General features: G+C 51.9%; 1 protein-coding gene. It reads left to right on the top strand.

The window, feature by feature from the left end; all coding sequences use genetic code 11:
* On the top strand, window positions 1-408 hold a 408-nt coding region (locus tag RZO55_RS00880), incomplete at its 5' end, for a hypothetical protein (RefSeq protein ID WP_318062418.1).
* Window positions 409-424 lie beyond the last annotated feature (16 nt).

Raw genomic sequence — 424 nt, forward strand, 5'->3', positions numbered from 1 at the left:
GATGACGAAGAACCGGGCGGTGTGGGACCAGCCCAGGGTTTTGCTGCGGGAGAGGAACCAAAACTGCCAGAGGGCATAGTAGCTCCAGAGAAGTTGGATGAGCACGACGCGGGACGCCGGGACGAAGATCCAACAGAAGATGGCGAGAAACAGGGCGGCCCACGTCAGCGCGATATACGTTTTTTTCAAGGTGCGGATGAGCCGGGGGTGATTCCCGACAAAGCGACGCCAGGCCTCCGACAGTTGATCGATCCGTTCCTGGAGATGGGTGCGCAGGCGGTTCAGCATCGTCGGATGCAGAGCTCCTTTCAGAATCTGGATATGATCTTTTATGATACAATCATTTCAATAAAAAGAAAAATGAAAATGTTAAGCAGGATAAGGATCACAACTGCCATCTTCATTTAACTGAGGGTGTTGTTCA

It is taken from the genome of Clostridium boliviensis (genome assembly GCF_033342255.1).
GTDB classification, from domain to species: domain Bacteria; phylum Bacillota; class Clostridia; order Lachnospirales; family Lachnospiraceae; genus Lacrimispora; species Lacrimispora boliviensis.